The 16,992-nt window shown below is 43.2% G+C and carries 16 protein-coding genes and 1 tRNA gene; 7 read left to right on the forward strand and 10 right to left on the reverse strand.

Annotation, left to right across the window (positions count from 1 at the left end):
- Positions 1-117 precede the first annotated feature (117 nt).
- The 3 genes from fsa to gpmA all read right to left on the reverse strand — a co-directional run bounded on the left by fsa (position 118) and on the right by gpmA (position 2,692).
- Positions 118-774, reverse strand: a complete 657-nt coding sequence (fsa, locus tag HMPREF2794_RS13820; protein WP_010538888.1) for a fructose-6-phosphate aldolase — start codon at positions 772-774, stop codon at positions 118-120.
- A 67-nt stretch (positions 775-841) separates the two neighbouring features.
- The gene (locus HMPREF2794_RS13825; protein ID WP_010538889.1) at positions 842-1,894 is read right to left on the reverse strand and encodes a class I fructose-bisphosphate aldolase; all 1,053 of its coding nucleotides are present in this window, start codon (positions 1,892-1,894) and stop codon (positions 842-844) included.
- Between the two features lie 51 nt (positions 1,895-1,945).
- Positions 1,946-2,692 carry a 2,3-diphosphoglycerate-dependent phosphoglycerate mutase gene (gpmA, locus tag HMPREF2794_RS13830; RefSeq protein ID WP_055270185.1) on the reverse strand — a complete coding sequence of 249 codons (747 nt, stop codon included), beginning with the start codon at positions 2,690-2,692 and terminating at the stop codon, positions 1,946-1,948.
- A gap of 178 nt (positions 2,693-2,870) precedes the next feature.
- On the opposite strand from gpmA, the gene HMPREF2794_RS13835 reads away from it, so the two are divergent.
- A complete protein-coding gene (locus HMPREF2794_RS13835) occupies positions 2,871-4,736 on the forward strand; it encodes a PAS domain-containing sensor histidine kinase (RefSeq protein ID WP_171033364.1) in 1,866 nt (621 codons plus the stop codon).
- 92 nt (positions 4,737-4,828) lie between these two features.
- Here the strand turns inward: HMPREF2794_RS13835 and HMPREF2794_RS13840 are convergent, their stop codons facing one another.
- The 4 genes from HMPREF2794_RS13840 to HMPREF2794_RS13855 all read right to left on the reverse strand — a co-directional run bounded on the left by HMPREF2794_RS13840 (position 4,829) and on the right by HMPREF2794_RS13855 (position 9,261).
- Positions 4,829-6,283: an ATP-binding cassette domain-containing protein gene (locus HMPREF2794_RS13840; protein WP_055270187.1), complete on the reverse strand. Its 1,455-nt coding sequence runs from the start codon at positions 6,281-6,283 to the stop codon at positions 4,829-4,831.
- Between the two features lie 21 nt (positions 6,284-6,304).
- Positions 6,305-8,311: a type I pullulanase gene (pulA, locus tag HMPREF2794_RS13845; RefSeq protein WP_055270189.1), complete on the reverse strand. Its 2,007-nt coding sequence runs from the start codon at positions 8,309-8,311 to the stop codon at positions 6,305-6,307.
- A gap of 84 nt (positions 8,312-8,395) precedes the next feature.
- Positions 8,396-8,962 carry a crossover junction endodeoxyribonuclease RuvC gene (ruvC, locus tag HMPREF2794_RS13850; RefSeq protein ID WP_055270191.1) on the reverse strand — a complete coding sequence of 189 codons (567 nt, stop codon included), beginning with the start codon at positions 8,960-8,962 and terminating at the stop codon, positions 8,396-8,398.
- Positions 8,959-9,261, reverse strand: a complete 303-nt coding sequence (locus HMPREF2794_RS13855) for a DUF4286 family protein (protein ID WP_010538895.1) — start codon at positions 9,259-9,261, stop codon at positions 8,959-8,961. Before HMPREF2794_RS13855 ends, ruvC begins: the two co-directional genes overlap by 4 nt.
- A gap of 119 nt (positions 9,262-9,380) precedes the next feature.
- On the opposite strand from HMPREF2794_RS13855, the gene HMPREF2794_RS13860 reads away from it, so the two are divergent.
- A tRNA-Ala gene (locus tag HMPREF2794_RS13860) sits at positions 9,381-9,454 on the forward strand.
- Between the two features lie 71 nt (positions 9,455-9,525).
- Here HMPREF2794_RS13860 and HMPREF2794_RS13865 read toward each other — a convergent pair.
- Positions 9,526-10,302 (reverse strand): Cof-type HAD-IIB family hydrolase, encoded by a 777-nt coding sequence (locus tag HMPREF2794_RS13865; RefSeq protein WP_029425643.1) that lies wholly within the window; start codon positions 10,300-10,302, stop codon positions 9,526-9,528.
- A 239-nt stretch (positions 10,303-10,541) separates the two neighbouring features.
- On the opposite strand from HMPREF2794_RS13865, the gene HMPREF2794_RS13870 reads away from it, so the two are divergent.
- Positions 10,542-11,072: a hypothetical protein gene (locus HMPREF2794_RS13870; RefSeq protein WP_010538897.1), complete on the forward strand. Its 531-nt coding sequence runs from the start codon at positions 10,542-10,544 to the stop codon at positions 11,070-11,072.
- A gap of 29 nt (positions 11,073-11,101) precedes the next feature.
- Here HMPREF2794_RS13870 and HMPREF2794_RS13875 read toward each other — a convergent pair whose 3' ends face one another.
- Positions 11,102-11,314, reverse strand: a complete 213-nt coding sequence (locus HMPREF2794_RS13875) for a hypothetical protein (protein ID WP_010538898.1) — start codon at positions 11,312-11,314, stop codon at positions 11,102-11,104.
- Positions 11,315-11,377: 63 nt separating this feature from the next.
- The gene (locus HMPREF2794_RS13880) at positions 11,378-12,424 is read right to left on the reverse strand and encodes an energy transducer TonB (RefSeq protein WP_055270193.1); all 1,047 of its coding nucleotides are present in this window, start codon (positions 12,422-12,424) and stop codon (positions 11,378-11,380) included.
- Between the two features lie 122 nt (positions 12,425-12,546).
- Between HMPREF2794_RS13880 and pheS the strand changes: the two genes are divergently transcribed.
- The 4 genes from pheS (at position 12,547) to pgk (ending at position 16,934) form a co-directional block, all read left to right on the forward strand.
- Complete coding sequence (gene pheS / locus HMPREF2794_RS13885; protein WP_055221940.1) at positions 12,547-13,566, forward strand: phenylalanine--tRNA ligase subunit alpha; 1,020 nt, start codon at positions 12,547-12,549, stop codon at positions 13,564-13,566.
- Positions 13,567-13,707: 141 nt separating this feature from the next.
- A complete protein-coding gene (locus HMPREF2794_RS13890) occupies positions 13,708-14,907 on the forward strand; it encodes an MFS transporter (protein ID WP_055270195.1) in 1,200 nt (399 codons plus the stop codon).
- On the forward strand, positions 14,904-15,581 hold the full coding sequence (gene nth, locus HMPREF2794_RS13895) for an endonuclease III (RefSeq protein WP_010538902.1): 678 nt from the start codon (positions 14,904-14,906) through the stop codon (positions 15,579-15,581). Before HMPREF2794_RS13890 ends, nth begins: the two co-directional genes overlap by 4 nt.
- A gap of 93 nt (positions 15,582-15,674) precedes the next feature.
- The gene (gene pgk, locus HMPREF2794_RS13900) at positions 15,675-16,934 is read left to right on the forward strand and encodes a phosphoglycerate kinase (protein WP_010538903.1); all 1,260 of its coding nucleotides are present in this window, start codon (positions 15,675-15,677) and stop codon (positions 16,932-16,934) included.
- Positions 16,935-16,992: the final 58 nt, after the last annotated feature.

Here is a 16,992-nt window from a genome sequence, read left to right on the forward strand (position 1 = left end):
AAGGGGATGTGCCTTAGTTTTGACACAGCCCCTTGTGCAAAAAAAGGGATATGTCAGTTGTGACACATCCCACTCTATCCATATAATTTGGAAGAAAACCTAGTTTCTCAAACCGGATTATCCATTTACCTTTTTATAATCTTCCAGGAACTTTTTCAGTCCTGAATCAGTCAACGGATGATTCAACAGCCCTTTGATGGCACTCAACGGACATGTAGCCACATCTGCCCCCACTTCCACACATTCGATAATGTGTTTCGTATTGCGGATGGAAGCTGCCAATACCTGAGTCTTGTAATCATAGGTACGATACATACGTACTATATCGCCGACAAGCCCTACCCCATCTTCACAAATATCGTCCAGACGTCCGACAAAAGGAGAAACATAGGTAGCTCCGGCTTTTGCCGCCAGCAATGCCTGTCCTATGGAAAAGACCAGTGTACAGTTCGTCCGAATTCCTTTTTCTGTAAAGTACTTGATAGCTTTGATACCATCGGCAATGCAAGGCACTTTTACAACAATATGCGGATTTAGTGCGGCAAGCTCTTCCCCTTCGCGGATCATCCCTTCATAATCCGTTGCTATTACTTCCGCACTCACGTCAGCATTGACAATCTTGCATATCTTAATGTAATGTTCACGTTGATTCTCCGTACCTTTAATGCCTTCTTTCGCCATCAGCGAAGGATTGGTAGTCACTCCGTCAAGTACTCCGAGGTCATACGCCTCCTGAATCTGCTCCAAATTGGCTGTGTCAATAAAAAACTTCATAACTCTAATTTTTAATGGTTAACTATCTGGTAGTCAAAGATAAGAATTAATTCTTATCTTTCCTAGATCAGGCAATGGTTATTGCCGGATCGAGGTAAACATCCTGGATAGCGTTTAATAATTCAACACCTTTATTCATCGGCTTCTGGAAAGCCTTACGTCCACTGATCAATCCCATGCCACCGGCACGCTTATTGACAACAGCTGTTATGACCGCATCGCGCAAATCGGAAGCACCATGAGATTCACCGCCGGAATTGATCAATCCGACACGTCCCATATAACCGTTTGCCACCTGATAGCGACAGAGGTCAATCGGATGTTCCGTAGCAAGATCTGTATACATGCGTTCGTCTGTCTTACCGAAACCGATTGCTTTAAAACCACCATTATTAGTAGGAAGTTTTTGCTTTACAATATCTGCTTTGATCGTAACGCCAAGACGATTAGCCTGTCCGGTCAGGTCGGCAGCAGCGTGATAATCCACACCACCTTTTTTGAAGTCACTATTGCGCAGGTAACACCACAAAATGGTAACCATACCCAACTCATGAGCATACTCAAAAGCCTCCGCAATCTCTACCAACTGACGACGGCTCTGTTCGGAACCGAAATAAATGGTAGCACCTACAGCCGCAGCTCCCATATTCCAAGCTTCTTTGACCGTGCCGAACATGACCTGATCGTATGAATTAGGATAGGTCAGCAATTCGTTGTGATTCAGTTTAACTACAAAAGGAATCTTATGGGCATATTTGCGTGCAACTGACCCCAAAATGCCGAATGTAGAAGCGACCGCATTACAACCGCCTTCGATAGCCAACTTCACAATATTCTCCGGATCGAAATAAATAGGATTCGGAGCAAAAGATGCTCCGGCTGTATGCTCGATATCCTGATCGACAGGAAGAATGGACACATAACCGGTATTTGCCAGACGTCCGTGTCCAAGAATAGCCTGTAAGCTATTCAACACTTTGATATTGCGGTCCGAATCAATCCAGACTTTATCGATAGTATCCGGTGAGGGTATATAAATCAACGATTTATCAATGGTCTTACAGGTGTGGTCCAGATAATAACTGGTCTTATCTCCTAATAAATCAACTATTTTACTCATAACTTTATTTTTTTAAATGTATAACAATGATATGCAGGCACACAAAGCCTGCTATTTTTTCTTTCCCTGATTGGTTACCGCTTCCATCAGCTTACGGATCTCTTCCGGATTGCCCAGGAAGTAATCGTTGGAAACATTCTGGTTCTCGTCAAACTCGAATACATAAGGAATGGCAGTAGGAAGATTCAACTTGACGATGTCTTCGTCAGAGATATGTTTCAGATGCTTGATAATCCCCCGCAAACTATTGCCATGTGCCACGACCAACAGGGTGTGGGCATCTTTCAAAGCCGGGAATATATCCGATTCCCAATAGGGCATAATACGGTCGATGGTATCTTTCAATGATTCGGTACGCGGCAATTCCGCATCGGGTACTTCGTGGTAGCGGTAATCGAAACGCGGATTTCTCAAATCGGTTTCGGAAAGTGGATTGGGAGCTATATCATAGCTGCGTCGCCAGATCAGCACTTGTTCTTCTCCGTATTTCTCTGCTGTTTCCGCCTTATTGAGCCCTTGCAGATCACCGTAATGCTTCTCATTCAGACGCCAGCTCTTCTCAACAGGAATCCAGTCCAGATTCATTTTGTCAAGTACGCAGTTCAAGGTTTTGACTGCTCTTTTTAGATAAGAAGTGTAGGCTTTATCAAAGTTGAAGCCATATTCCCTCAATGTGACACCCGCCTTTTCAGCTTCAGCAACTCCCTTTTCTGTCAGGTCTACATCCGTCCAACCCGTGAAACGGTTTTCCTTGTTCCAGGCACTCTCTCCATGACGAAGTAATACTATCTTTTTCATTCTTAATGGTCTCCTTTCTTCTGTTTATATATACAACATTTTGCTTCTCTACAAAGTTCACGAAATAATCAGAAGGTATCAATACCTAAAAGTGATGGTTTATTGAAAATTATTCAATAGAAATGACTATTTTTACGAACTAAATAAATATTCAACCGCAGATAAAACAAGTAAACCATTGAAAACGAATAAACAGAAAGAATATACATTCCTGCAAAAATTGCTGAATAAAGCGAATATAGGATGGTGGGAAGCGGACTTAAAAACAGAAAGTTATGTATGTTCCGAGTTCATCTCCCGACTACTTGGGATAGACGAAGACGGGGTGATAAGTTTTGAGGATTTCAATAAGCGTATCTTGCGGGAGGACCAGCATCATACCACCAGCTACTCTTTTGACAAATTGCAACAAACGGTTGAAGAGGTATATCTACTCGACACTCCCCAAGGAGAGGTGTGGATTCGCAGTAAAAGATGTTTTCAGGAAACGGATGAGGAAGGAAACACCAAAATATGTGGAATAGCAGAAACACAGGACAGCCCTCACATGGCTTCCGCCTACCGGGCACTGCACAACAGTGAACGTATTCTGCACAATATCTACAAAAACATCCCTGTCGGCATTGAACTATATAATAAAAACGGAGATCTGATTGACTTAAATAAGAAGGAACTGGAAATGTTCCATATTACTCATAAAGAAAAAATAATTGGCATTAACATTTTTGAGAATCCGGTTCTTCCGGAAGAGATAAAGCCGAAAATCAAAGAAAACGAAGATATTGAATTCACCTTCCAATATGATTTTTCAAAGATCAACGGATATTACGAATCGGAGAAATCATCCGGTTTCCTTAATCTGACAACAAGAATAACAACACTTTATGATCATGCTCGGCAGCCCATTAATTATCTGTTGATAAACGTAGACAAGACGGAAAACACCATCGCCTACAACAAAATTCAGGAATTCAAGAATTTCTTTGAACTGGTAGGCGATTATGCCAAAGTAGGATATGCTCATTTCGACGCATTAAGCCGCGATGGGTATGCCCTGAGCAGCTGGTATAAAAATGTAGGAGAAGAGGAAGGTACACCGTTACCTGAAATTATCGGCATCCATTCTCACTTCCATCCGGAGGACCGGGCTGTCATGCTCGACTTCCTGGCTAAGGTGATAAAAGGTGAAAGTTCGAAATTATGCAGGGATGTACGCATCCGCAGAGCTGACGGAAACTACACATGGACACGGGTGAATGTGCTGGTCCGTAACTATCGACCGCAGGACAACATCATTGAAATGCTGTGTATCAACTTTGACATTACGCAGCTAAAAGAGACCGAACAAATGCTGATCAAAGCCAAGGATAAAGCCGAAGAAGCGGACCGCTTAAAATCTGCCTTCCTTGCCAACATGAGCCATGAGATACGCACTCCGCTCAATGCGATAATCGGCTTTTCGAGTATGCTGGAAGAGGCGGAGGATCAGGAAGAAAAGCATCAGTACATCACGATCATAGAAGATAATAACAAGCTGTTACTTCAGCTTATTTCCGATATTCTCGACTTGTCGAAAATTGAAGCGGGAACTTTTGACATTATTCCCGAAAAAGTGAATGCAAAACAGCTTTGCAGCGATCTGTTTCAGGCTATGCAAATGAAAGCGACTCCACAAGTAGAACTCCGCCTGAAAGATGATTTGCCCGAACTGACCTTCACCAGTGACAAGAACAGATTATATCAGGTATTGCTGAACTTCGTGACGAATGCTTTTAAATTCACTTCCGAAGGAAGCATCACCATCGATTATCAGATAAATGGAAACGAAGTGAAATTCTCTGTTCAGGATACAGGAATGGGAGTAGAACCGGAAAAACAGGAAGCTATCTTCACCCGATTTGTAAAACTCAACAGCTTTATTCCCGGTACGGGACTCGGATTGCCTATCTGCCAGAGTATCGTGACACAACTGGGAGGGAAAATCGGCGTAGAATCAGAACCGGGAAAAGGTTCCTGTTTCTGGTTCACACATCCTATTAATTAAAGAAACAGGATATTCTTTTCAGTTACTCTGCCATTCTTTACCACGTTCAGAATAGCAGAGCGGAACATTGCTTTTCAGATAACCGTCTGTTTCTATCGGTTTCTCTTCAAGAAAAGACGGTCTGTAATAGTGCCCGGCAGTTCCGACTCGTAGTGAGTCACCATAATCATCGTCTTGTCTTTGCGATGGCAGAAGGCTTCAATAATCTTCTTTACCCGACGACGATTATAAGTATCCAGACCGTGAAGCGGTTCATCCAGAATCAGCAGCTCCGGATCTTTAACAAAGGCACGTGCCAGCAACGCCAGGCGTTGTTCTCCACTGGAAAGTTGCAGGAAAGGTTTATCTTTCAATTCGGCGATGCCAAATATATCCATCCACCATTCACAAATAGCCATTTGCTCCGGCTGGGGGCGTTTGTACAATCCGATACTGTCATGAAGACCACTGGCCACGATTTCAATAGCCGGCAGATTCTTGAGATAGGCACGGTGCATCTCCGGACTTACATATCCAATATGTTTTTTAATTTCCCAAATACTCTCTCCTGTTCCTCTCTTTCGTCCGAAAAGGCTGATATCACAAGCATAGGATTGTGGATTATCTGCACAGACAAGGCTTAACAGAGTGGATTTACCGGCTCCGTTTTCACCACTCAATGCCCATTTTTCACCACGGCGCACTGTCCAGTCGAGCTCTTTCAGAATAGTGCGGTCATCATAGCGGATACTGACTTTATTCAGTTTGACTACTTCATCGGAATCATAATTATTTCCATCATAAGGCAAATCAAGTATACGCTGCTGTAACCCATCAAAAGAAACCGCTATATCTCCGGAACGAAAAGCTTCCAGATAGGCATCACGCTCCATCTTAGGGTATACCGTCATTTTATCCACAGGAATCACATGCGTTATAAAGGAAGGGATATCGTCCAGCATCGACAATACCAGAATAATCTGCACGGATGACATCTTTGTCAAACGGTCGAGCAAAGAGAACAGCAACTCACGGGTAGGTGCGTCCAGCCCGATAAACGGATTGTCCATAATCAATACGCGGGGAGCCGTCAGCAGAGTTTTGGTCAGCTGGAATTTACGCAGTTCACCACTGGAAAGAAGGATGATCTTCTTATCGAGCATCGGCTCAATACGAAAGAGTTCAAACAGTTCTTGTTTCAGCTGTTCGTCTTTGATTTCTCCCAGCGTTTCGCGAACATCGGGTGCTTCGTCCTGATCGTGGGCATTCCAGCGTTGCTGATAGTAATAATTAGCATCGGCTGCTCCGTAAGTATCACGAAAAGCGATATATTTTACATTATCATAGACAGTCTGAGTGGCAGAAGGAGAAAAGTCATATTGCAACACTCCTTCACGCAGCGGATATTTCCCAATCAGAGTATCGACAAAAAGACTTTTTCCCCCTCCGTTAGGTCCTACGATTGCAATGTGTTCACCAGCCGAAATGGTTGCCGTGATTGGAGTAGCTAAACGCACTAGCGGGTTGCGTGCCACGCCCCCCGCTATGTTGAATGTATTTTGAATCATATTCTTCTATTCTGTTAGAATTTACTTATATAAAATCAAAGCCGACTGACCGGGAATAATAACTTCCGGCCCGTTTTGTATGCCTAATCCACGCGTATCTATCACTCCGTCTTTACATACAACTGTATATTTACCAAGCGGAACAGCCAGTTTGGCAGGAGTAGGACGAGAATTAAATGCAACGATGATCTCTTCCCAAGGATCTCCATTTGCATGGTCTTTCAGACGGAAAGCAATCAGATTGCTTCCTTCCACGGGAAGAAATTCCAGATGTTTCCGGACCAGAGCGGCATCTCCCATACGGAAAGCCGGATGAGATTTACGCAGGTCGATCAATCGTTTATAGTAAATAAAAACATCACCGTTAGTTGTCTTACGCCGCCAGTCGATGGCATTTACCGCATCCGGACTTTTATAACTATTATCTATGCCTTGCTTGTCACGCATGATTTCCTCTCCGGCATAAATAAACGGAATGCCTTGTGAAGTAAAGACGACGGTCTGTGCCAGTTTATCAAGGCGAATTAGTTGTTCAGGAGTGATGGAGGGCATACTTGCTTTCAGCCGGTCTACCAGGCATAAACCATCGTGACAGGAGACATAACTAATCATTTGCACAGGCTGTTTTGCCCAGGGCTTTTTAGTATAATTTACCGAGTCACAATGTACTTGCGGATGCTCAATGGCTCCTGCTATACCGAACTTTACACTCATCTCTTCTCCCGGAATTCCGGCAAGAAAAGCTCCTTTATGCTTATCACCGACGGGGCCACAAAGTCCGTCACGCAACTCGTCAGAGAAAACAGCCACCTCGGGTATCTGTGCTATATTTCCTTTCATTGCCAGAGAATCAGCCGGATACTGGGGGGCTTCGGCTGCCCATCCTTCTCCATAAATACAGATTGTGGGATCAATCATATTCACCGCCTTCCGGATCTCATTCATCGTTTCGATATCGTGAATTCCCATCAAGTCAAACCGGAAGCCGTCCACATGGTATTCCTTTATCCAATAGAGAACGGATTCCACCATAAACTTACGCATCATAGGGCGTTCGCTGGCAGTCTCATTGCCACATCCTGAACCATTAGCCAGCGATTTATCTTCTTTCTGGCGATAGAAATAACCGGGAACGGTACGTTCGAAATTACTCTCGTCCGTATTGAATGTATGATTGTACACTACATCCATAATCACACGGATACCTGCTTTATGCAATGCCTGTACCATCTGCTTGAACTCCTTCACACGAGTGGCAGGCTGGTAGGGATCGGTGGCATAGGAACCATCCGGCACGTTATAGTTTTGTGGGTCATAGCCCCAGTTATACGAATTTTCATTCAGCTTGGTTTCATCTACCGAAGCATAGTCAAAAGAAGGAAGCAGGTGTACATGTGTCACGCCCAGTTCTATCAGATGGTCGATTCCTGTCAGCAACTTGTCGGAATTCATCGTTCCATGTTCGGTCAGTGCCAGATATTTCCCTTTATGCTTCACACCTGAAGTGGAATCTACCGAAAAATCACGGTAGTGCATCTCATAAATAATCATATCGGCAGCCGACTTCAAAGGGGGACGAATGTCACTCTCCCAACCGTCCGGGTTGGTGGATTGCCAATCAATAATGGCAGCCCGTCTACCGTTCACTCCGACAGCACGAGCATTTATTCCAGGGGTGTCTCCTTTCCACTTGTCATCAATCTTCACATTAAAAGTATAGAACTTGCCGATGAGGTCCTTATTTACTACAGCCGACCACGTACCTTCTTCTCCCGGTTGCATCTTTACCGTTTCATAGGCGTGTCCGCCCTCACCTGCCTCATAAAGCATCAGGCGCACTTCATCTGCCGTAGGCGACCAAAGAATAAACTTTGTTGCCTCCGGTGTATACTCCATTTCAATCAGATTTCCCGTACGAACCGGATATAATTCATAAGACATATATTCCTTTTTCGCAGTAGTACAACTCATTACTGTCGTCACCGTGGTCACCCCCAATATTGCTAAATAATTAGTTCCCATCTTCATACTAAACCTTCCCTGTGGTACTCACATTACCTACAACTTACTTGTTTATTACCTTACTCACTCCACTCCTGTTTCATCGCGAGTTTATTTCACCTTATCGGGATTCTTCGCAATAAAATCTTTCCAGCTACTATACCCTTTTTCCATTGTCGGGCGTCCCATTTGCAGAAAATGACAATAGGCTGCCGCTAAACCGTCCGTTGCATCCATAAAGACAGGCATATCTTCTTTAGGAAAATGAAGCATTCGCTGCAACATGTCTGCCACTTGTTCTTTTGATGCCTGTCCGTTGCCGGTAATAGCCATCTTGATTTTCAAAGGAGCATATTCTGTGATCGGAATATCACGGCTCAATGCTACTGCCATCGCCACTCCCTGAGCACGTCCCAATTTCAGCATGGATTGTACGTTCTTGCCGAAAAACGGCGCTTCAATAGCCAGTTCGTCCGGCAGATAGCTTTCGATGATGCTCAATACCCGTTCGTGAATATGACGCAACTTCAAATAATGATTGGCAAATTTACGCAAATCGATAATACCCATAGCAATCATCTCAGGCTTGGTACCTTTCACACGCAGAATACCATATCCCATAATGGTCGTACCGGGGTCAATACCCAGAATAATCTTTTCTTTTACCGGCTGAATCACTCTACTATCTCCATCAATGTCGGAAATCCGACTACTTTATCCTTGAATATTTTCTTCAGTTCGTCATTCAGTCGTACTCCCTGTTCCATGTGCCAGCGATGCAGCAATCCACTACTTTCTACTTCCCATTGCAGAGAATAAGAACTTCCTTCGTCCCGATGACTCAATATCCGGCAAATACGTGGGGCCTTCAATGTTCCGTGCTTCTGCACTTCAGGTATATAGCTCTCTTTTATCCAAATCAAAAAATTATCGTGAACAGCATCGTCCACCTGAAAAGTTGTATTATAAATCAGCATATCATCGTCCTTTCAATATATTTATTTCCGCAAACATAGCAATTATTTCAGAATATTCCATTATATTTGCGCCAACAAAAGCAAAACGTTTACAAACGTTATGTCAGTTAAGAAAAAACGGGGCGTTAGCTCATCTGGCTAGAGTGCGACACTGGCAGTGTCGAGGTGATCGGTTCGAGTCCGATACGCTCCACAACTTAAAAAGAGTAACTTGTCACAAGTTACTCTTTTTAAGTTAGCCTCCAATCAGCTCCATTATTAATATTAAATTAATCCAAAACGCTTCAACACCTTACAAAGTCCATTATCATCTACCGTATCAGTAACAAAATCGGCAACAGATTTGACTTGTTCGGATGCATTGCCCATAGCTACTCCTATTCCGGCAGCTTTCAGCATAGGAATATCATTACCACCGTCACCACACGCCATTATTTCTAAAGGTTCAATTTTATAATAATCAGCAAATAATGAAAGACCGGCAGCCTTACTTGTTCCCGCAACATTAATATCAGCAAATAAAGGATGCCAGCGAGAGGAGGAAAGAGTGGGCAGAAGCGGCATCACTTTTCTCTCTGTTTCATCATCAAAATAAAAACAAAGCTGGCAGCACTCTTTCTTACCGAACATTTCTTCAATATCTACAACCGGCGGGACCGGATGTTCTACGATTCGGGCAATCTTCTCGACGATAGGGGTAAGACGATTGACAAATATCCCTTCATCCAACTCAAGAGCAACAGCAAAATCAAACTCCCGTGCAATCTCCATTGCTTTCTTAAAATCCTTATCCGGAATCGGACTTCTTCTTATCACAGTACCATCATGCAAAATGCAATCAGCTCCATTCAATGCAATTATTCCATCATACGGTACAGATTCTATTTCACGAAGATCACATGCCGACCTACCGGTAGCTATCACTATTTTTATTCCCCTATCATGAGCTTTCCTAAGAGCGTCAATAGAAGACTGGGATACCGCATGAGTCTCAAAACTCAATAAAGTACCATCTACATCAAGCAATAATGCCTTTATCATAAAATCTACATTTTTAGTTTCTTTCTTCAATTTGGAAACAATCAAAGCTAATAAAGTTCCCCATGTATCTATTAGCAACAAAGTTACTAAAAAAAATTTCATAAAATGCAAGCCTATATCCAAAAGCTAACATAACAAGACGGAAACTGTCATTTTAATATGTTTTCATAGATTAAAAGCTTGTTCATTCATTAATAGCCCTATCTTTACCCTCGATTATTTATTATTAAAATTACATTATGAGAAAAGCAATTTTAGTTTTTGTTGCATCTGCATTTGTATCATTTACATATGCTCAGGATGCAAATTTCGATGTCTACAAAAGAATCGAATCGGATAAGGTGTTGAACCTGTCAGCCGACCAAATTGCAAAAATCAAGAAATTAAACCGGGAAGTTGGAGCTAAATTCAGAGCCATCGGAAAAAGTAATCTGCCGGGGTATGAAAAGGGACAAAGAAAAAGAGCTTTAGCCATTGAACACAAAGCCGCTATCAGGAAAATTCTCATGGAGAATCAAGTCAAGACCTGGGAAAGTCATTACGAAAGCATAGACTACAACGATGGAATGAAGAAAGCCATTAGTGACAGATATGACAATCGTCTAGAACAACTGGAAAAGAAGTTTGAACGGGAAAAAGAAGCTATCGAAGACAGTGACTCACCTAAAGATGTCAAAAAAGAAAAAATCAAAGTCCTCAAGAACAGATACAAGGCAGAAAAAGAACGTTTGAAACAGAAACGCAATGCTGCCAAACACTCAAAAGGGTGATGTGATAAAAAGAAAACCAAAAAGGACCTTTATTCAAGGTCCTTTTTTATTACTTCATCCATTTCTTTGATTCGCTTTTCACGATCCTTAACAGGACCCTCTTTCTTGTCTTTCTTAAAAACATTATCTGCACGGTCAGAAACTTCGTCACTCCATTCCTCAAACTCGTTTGTTGCCGGGCGACCATTCGGTTCGATGTTCTCTTCGGCAATCGAATCATGTCTGTTAATCATATCATCCATATCTTTTCTATTTTAAATTGGTTACGCTAATAATACAATATAAAATAAGAAAAGTTCCGGACTTTAATCTTTTTTGGACAAACCACGCTCACGTACCTGCTCTTTATACAGTTGAGGGCGGAAAGGCACATACAATGTATAAGTACTGTCAGCAGGCTTACCACCCACAAGCGCAGGAGTCCACTTCGGCATTTCCTTCACAATACGAAGAGCTTCTTCCGCAAACTCCGGATGGGTAGATTTCAGAATATGAGGACGAAGAATGACTCCTTCCTTATCTATGGTAAACTCACACAAGGCATATCCTGAAATATTCTTAGCCAACAAATCCGCAGGATAAACCATCCGGGCAGCAACATATTCATTCGGGCAACTATCGGGTAAGTGAGGTAATTCCTCTATCTCCTTGCCTGAAGGGCTCCTCTGCTTCACCCCCACCGAGTAAATACCTACATACACCGGCTTTTTATAAGCATCCGGTTGTTCTTTCGCACGAGTCTCCAATTCTTTCAACAGAGCATTGGCTTCCTCTGCCAACGCTTGTTCGGAGATATTTTCTCCCTGAGACAACATGTAAGCCGACTGGCACACCAACACAAGGCGCTCCATCAAAGTTCCTTTCATCGGCGACCACTTCCGCCCCATGATCTCTTTCCCTTTTGCATCTGTCGAAGAAAAGTAATAAACAACTCCATCCAACCCGGCTGTGGAACCGTCCATATCTTGTATCTGGCTTGTCACCAAACGGGCAATAGCTCCCAAAGACTGGTATAAAGACTGACTGATCGGCACTGATTTCGTTTCTACCTTCACCGTCCCTTTCTCTGCCTGCCAATAGGTGCGCGACAATGTATTTGCAATCAGCAGACAACGCCCGTTCTTCTTCTCTACCGACATTGCATACTCCGGCGAAAAAGAAGGAATTGCCACGTAACGCGCATAAGGAGGCTGTTGAAAACCTGTATTAAGCAAAGAAAATACATTCCGATAATACTCACCCAACTCACCAGTATAGGTAGTAAAAGGCTTCACCGGCTCCAGATAATCAATCTGAGCTGACAGGCGAAACGATAATGTCAATAGTAGAAGAGAAATAACAATCTTTTTCATATGTGCTCCCCGATTTTCGGTACATGTCGGCAACAAAGATACAAATTATTTCGATGGTTCGTGATAAAATTATATCTTTGCACGGTTTTTACTAAGAAACTGAATAACAATACATCAAAAATATGATAGCTAAGATTGAACAACTTCTGAAAGAGGTAGAAGCTTTGCACGCCTCCAATGCCGAAGAACTCGAAGCTCTCCGCATCAAATACCTGAGTAAGAAGGGAGCCATTAACGATTTGATGGCGGATTTCCGTAACGTAGCTGCCGAACAGAAAAAAGAAGTCGGCATGAGACTGAATGAACTGAAAACTAAAGCGCAGGACAAAATCAATGCGCTGAAAGAACAGTTCGAAAGTCAGGATAACAGTTGTGACGGCTTGGACCTGACCCGTTCGGCTTATCCGATAGAACTCGGTACACGTCATCCGATTACGATTGTAAAGAACGAAGTCATCGATATCTTCGCACGCCTGGGATTCAGTATTGCCGAAGGTCCCGAAATTGAAGACGACTGGCATGTATTCTCGGCTCTGAACTTTGCCGAGGATCATCCGGCACGCGATATGCAGGACACATTCTTCATCGAAGCTCATCCGGATGTTGTGCTCCGTACTCATACTTCTTCCGTACAAACCCGTGTGATGGAAACTTCAAAACCTCCTATCCGCATTATCTGTCCGGGACGTGTATACCGTAACGAAGCTATCAGCTACCGTGCACACTGTTTCTTCCATCAGGTAGAAGCATTGTATGTAGACAAAAACGTATCATTCACCGACTTAAAGCAAGTATTGCTGCTTTTCGCTAAAGAAATGTTTGGTGCGGATACTAAAATCCGTCTGCGTCCGTCTTACTTCCCATTTACAGAGCCAAGTGCCGAAATGGATATCAGCTGTAACATCTGTGGCGGTAAAGGTTGTCCGTTCTGCAAACATACCGGCTGGGTGGAAATCCTCGGCTGCGGTATGGTAGATCCGAACGTGCTCGAATCAAACGGCATCGACAGCAAAGTCTACAGTGGATATGCTCTCGGAATGGGTATCGAGCGCATCACTAACCTGAAGTATCAGGTGAAAGACCTTCGTATGTTCTCTGAAAATGATACACGCTTCTTAAAGGAATTCGAAGCGGCCTATTAAGTGCAAATCTACCAGTGTGCCAATGTCCGCGATAAAACCGTCAAACGGTAATCGGGACATTGGCATTCTATCAATATAACAATGACACTAACTGAGGACATTGACTGATTATCTTCATTAGTAAATTGAATGCTTATTATTATGGCAAAGGATAGACTCATTACTCCCGGTTATTGTTTCATCTTGGCAGCCAACTTCCTGCTCTACTTCGGTTTCTGGTTGCTGATTCCTGTTTTGCCGTTTTATTTATCCGAGTTTTTTCAGGCTGGAAATTCCACTATCGGCATCGTGCTTTCCTGTTATACGGTAGCTGCACTTTGTATTCGCCCGTTTTCTGGTTATCTGTTGGATACATTCGCCCGCAAGCCACTTTATCTCTTCGCTTATTTCATCTTTATGCTGATGTTTGCGGGATATCTTATTGCCGGTTCGCTCACCTTATTTATTATATTCCGAATTATTCATGGAGTCTCTTTCGGCATGGTCACGGTAGGCGGAAATACAGTAGTTATTGATATTATGCCTTCTTCCCGCAGAGGAGAGGGACTAGGATATTATGGACTGACCAATAATATCGCCATGTCCATCGGGCCGATGTTCGGGCTGTTCTTACATGACGGAGGAGTTTCTTTCGCCACTATATTTTGTTATGCGCTCGGTTCCTGTATGCTGGGATTCCTGTCTGCAAGTCTGGTAAAAACACCTTATAAACCGCCCGTGAAGCGAGAGCCGATTTCACTCGACCGTTTTATTTTATTGAAAGGAATGCCTGCGGGACTTAGCTTGCTGCTGCTCTCCATACCTTACGGAATGACCACCAACTACGTTGCCATGTATGCCCGGGAAATAGGAATTCATACACAAACAGGTTTCTTCTTTACCTTTATGGCGATTGGTATGGCGATTTCCCGAATATTTTCAGGCAAACTGGTAGACCGGGGAAAAATAACGCAAGTGATTGCCGCCGGACTTTATCTGGTTGTAGTCAGTTTCTTCCTGCTCGCATCCTGCGTGTACCTTATTCAATGGAATGATACAGTCTGTACCATACTGTTTTTCGGAATTGCCCTACTCATGGGTATCGGATTCGGAATTATGTTTCCGGCATTCAACACCCTGTTCGTGAATCTTGCTCCCAACAACCAGCGGGGGACAGCTACTTCTACTTACCTGACCTCATGGGACGTAGGAATCGGTATCGGTATGTTGACCGGAGGGTATATAGCCGAAATCTGTTCGTTTGACAAAGCGTATCTTTTCGGTGCCTGCCTGACAGTCGTCTCCGCTGTTTATTTCAAATTAAAAGTAACGCCTCACTACCATAAAAACAAACTAAGATGAGAAAGAAAGAACGTTATGAAAAAGTTATTGCCTGGTTTCAGGAAAATGTACCTGTAGCCGAAACAGAATTACATTATAATGATCCGTATGAATTGCTGATCGCCGTCATTCTCTCTGCACAATGTACGGATAAACGAGTGAATATGATCACTCCCCCTCTCTACAGGGACTTCCCTACCCCGGAAGCTCTCGCTGCCAGTACTCCGGAAGTTATTTTCGAATATATCCGGAGCGTGTCTTATCCGAATAACAAGGCCAAACATCTGGTAGGGATGGCCAAAATGCTGGTTAATGACTTCAATAGCAAAGTACCCGACAACATGGAGGATCTGATTAAACTCCCCGGTGTAGGAAGAAAGACCGCCAATGTGATTCAGTCCGTTGTATTCAATAAAGCGGCAATGGCGGTAGATACACACGTTTTCCGTGTCAGTCACCGTATCGGTCTGGTGCCGGACAGCTGTACGACTCCGTTCAGCGTAGAGAAAGAACTGGTAAAGAATATTCCGGAAAACTTAATTCCCATAGCCCATCACTGGCTTATTTTACACGGTCGTTATGTTTGTCAGGCACGTACCCCGAAATGTGACACCTGCGGTTTGCAAATGATGTGCAAATATTTCTGTAACACTTATAAAGTTACAAAAGAGGCACCAAAAGCCAAGAATAAATAACGATTTAATAGCAAGGAACCGAAATAAATAGTAACTTTGCGGTCGATCAAAAAAGAGAATATTAAAAACACTTTTAAATAAAAATAGAGTATTATGCAGACAATTGACAAATTCAATTTTGCCGGTAAAAAGGCATTTGTTCGCGTGGACTTCAATGTACCCCTGGACGAAAACTTCAACATTACAGATGACACTCGTATGCGTGCAGCTCTTCCTACTTTGAAGAAGATTTTGGCTGACGGCGGTAGCATCATCATCGGTTCTCACTTGGGCCGTCCGAAAGGCGTTGCCGACAAATTCTCTTTGAAACATATCATCAAACATCTGTCTGAACTGCTGGGCGTTGAAGTTCAGTTCGCTAACGACTGCATGGGCGAAGAAGCTGCAGTAAAAGCTGCTGCTCTGCAACCGGGAGAAGTTCTGTTGCTCGAAAACCTTCGCTTCTATGCTGAAGAAGAAGGCAAGCCAAGAGGTTTGGCTGAAGATGCTACAGACGAAGAAAAAGCGGCTGCAAAGAAAGCTGTAAAAGAAAGCCAGAAAGAATTTACCAAGAAATTGGCTTCTTACGCTGACTGTTACGTAAACGACGCGTTCGGTACAGCTCACCGCGCACACGCTTCTACAGCTCTGATCGCTAAATACTTCGATACCAACAATAAGATGTTTGGTTACCTGATGGAAAAAGAAGTAAAAGCTGTTGATAAAGTATTGAACGACATCAAACGCCCGTTCACTGCTATCATGGGTGGTTCTAAAGTTTCTTCCAAAATCGAAATCATCGAAAACCTGTTGAACAAGGTAGACAACCTGATCATTGCAGGTGGTATGACTTATACATTTACTAAAGCAATGGGTGGTAAAATCGGTATCTCTATCTGTGAGGACGATAAACTTGACCTGGCTTTAGATCTGATCAAGAAAGCTAAAGAAAAAGGTGTAAACCTTGTATTGGCTGTTGACGCCAAGATCGCTGACGCTTTCTCTAACGACGCTAACACTCAGTTCTGTGCTGTTGACGAAATTCCTGACGGATGGGAAGGTCTTGACATCGGTCCTAAGACTGAAGAAATCTTCGCTAACGTAATCAAAGAATCCAAGACTATTCTTTGGAACGGTCCTACAGGCGTATTCGAATTCGAAAACTTCACTCACGGCTCACGTGCAGTAGGTGAAGCTATCGTTGAAGCAACTAAGAACGGTGCCTTCTCACTTGTGGGTGGTGGCGACTCTGTAGCTTGTGTCAACAAGTTTGGTCTGGCTAGCGGCGTATCTTATGTTTCTACAGGTGGTGGCGCATTGCTCGAAGCAATCGAAGGAAAAGTTCTTCCGGGTATCGCCGCTATTAATGAATAATGATTTAGTACTATTAAGTGTTACAAGGGCAGTTCTTTGTGAAAAGAGTTGCCCTTAT

The sequence above is a fragment of the Bacteroides sp. HMSC067B03 genome, assembly GCF_001811315.1.
In the GTDB taxonomy this organism is placed as follows: domain Bacteria; phylum Bacteroidota; class Bacteroidia; order Bacteroidales; family Bacteroidaceae; genus Bacteroides; species Bacteroides faecis.

Bases quoted from the DNA above. Each gene is read 5' to 3' on its own strand.
- fsa (WP_010538888.1), bottom strand. From the start codon at position 774: ATGAAGTTTTTTATTGACACAGCCAATTTGGAGCAGATTCAGGAGGCG.
- HMPREF2794_RS13825 (WP_010538889.1), bottom strand. From the start codon at position 1,894: ATGAGTAAAATAGTTGATTTATTAGGAGATAAGACCAGTTATTATCTG.
- gpmA (WP_055270185.1), bottom strand. From the start codon at position 2,692: ATGAAAAAGATAGTATTACTTCGTCATGGAGAGAGTGCCTGGAACAAG.
- HMPREF2794_RS13840 (WP_055270187.1), bottom strand. From the start codon at position 6,283: ATGATTCAAAATACATTCAACATAGCGGGGGGCGTGGCACGCAACCCG.
- pulA (WP_055270189.1), bottom strand. From the start codon at position 8,311: ATGAAGATGGGAACTAATTATTTAGCAATATTGGGGGTGACCACGGTG.
- HMPREF2794_RS13855 (WP_010538895.1), bottom strand. From the start codon at position 9,261: ATGCTGATTTATAATACAACTTTTCAGGTGGACGATGCTGTTCACGAT.
- HMPREF2794_RS13865 (WP_029425643.1), bottom strand. From the start codon at position 10,302: ATGATAAAGGCATTATTGCTTGATGTAGATGGTACTTTATTGAGTTTT.
- HMPREF2794_RS13870 (WP_010538897.1), top strand. From the start codon at position 10,542: ATGAGAAAAGCAATTTTAGTTTTTGTTGCATCTGCATTTGTATCATTT.
- HMPREF2794_RS13875 (WP_010538898.1), bottom strand. From the start codon at position 11,314: ATGGATGATATGATTAACAGACATGATTCGATTGCCGAAGAGAACATC.
- HMPREF2794_RS13880 (WP_055270193.1), bottom strand. From the start codon at position 12,424: ATGAAAAAGATTGTTATTTCTCTTCTACTATTGACATTATCGTTTCGC.
- pheS (WP_055221940.1), top strand. From the start codon at position 12,547: ATGATAGCTAAGATTGAACAACTTCTGAAAGAGGTAGAAGCTTTGCAC.
- HMPREF2794_RS13890 (WP_055270195.1), top strand. From the start codon at position 13,708: ATGGCAAAGGATAGACTCATTACTCCCGGTTATTGTTTCATCTTGGCA.
- nth (WP_010538902.1), top strand. From the start codon at position 14,904: ATGAGAAAGAAAGAACGTTATGAAAAAGTTATTGCCTGGTTTCAGGAA.
- pgk (WP_010538903.1), top strand. From the start codon at position 15,675: ATGCAGACAATTGACAAATTCAATTTTGCCGGTAAAAAGGCATTTGTT.